We start from the raw sequence: 769 nt of genomic DNA, 5'->3' as shown, positions 1-769 counted from the left end.
TCACGGTTGACCTCGCGGGCCCGGTCACCGCGGGCGATCTGGTTCGACGCCGTCGAGGCGTTGTCCGGGACGATCACCTGCGCCGCGCCGCCGAAGTACTCGAACGCCTGTAAGTGCGCGTCGAGCCAGTTCGGCATCTTCTCGTCCAGGCAGCCGCAGGCGAAGACCAACCCCGAGTACGGAAGCGACGCCACGAACACCGACACTGTGGTCTTGGTACCGATGACGGGGTCGAAGATCGCCATCTTCGTGCCCGCCCAGTCGACCTGCATCGTGTGCCCGGGCACGTGCGTGATCCGCATCGTCAGCTCGTTGACCTCGACGTACTCGCCGACGATCTGGCAGAACCGCTGATAACTGTAGTGTCGCTGCCCCGGCGATCCGTCGCTGTCGAGGTAGTTGGCCCACAGCACCCGCAGCGGCAGCTTGTTCTTGCCCGTGCGCTTCTTCACGGTCGCCGCCACGTCGAAGGCCACGAACTCCGCCGACGGCGTCTTGCGCCCATCGGTGAACAAGGCGTCAATCTCCTCGCCGCTGAGCGCCTCGACCTGATCGACGGCGGTCAGCCCGTGCTCGCGGCACACCTTCCTCGCCTTCGCGACCGTGCGGTGCGAGCAACCCGCGATCGCCTCGATGTCCCGGTAGGACCTGTCCTGCAGCAGTAGCGACATCACCAATCGGTAATCAGTCACCGTGCCTCCTGTTCGGAATCACGCGCAGCCTGGTTGCCACGCGTAGAACCGACACGAGCACACGATGACCGGCACCG

1 protein-coding gene is annotated in these 769 nt (G+C 65.4%); it reads right to left on the bottom strand.

Annotated elements, in window-relative coordinates:
- Positions 1–692, bottom strand: a 692-nt coding sequence (locus ABD250_RS17765) for a transposase (RefSeq protein WP_486304387.1), incomplete at its 3' end; no start/stop codon positions are given.
- Positions 693–769 lie beyond the last annotated feature (77 nt).

Source organism: Dietzia cercidiphylli (assembly GCF_039531545.1).
Lineage (GTDB): Bacteria > Actinomycetota > Actinomycetes > Mycobacteriales > Mycobacteriaceae > Dietzia > Dietzia natronolimnaea.
Note: the sequence above shows the minus strand (reverse complement) of the source record. Positions and strands in the feature narration are given on the sequence as shown.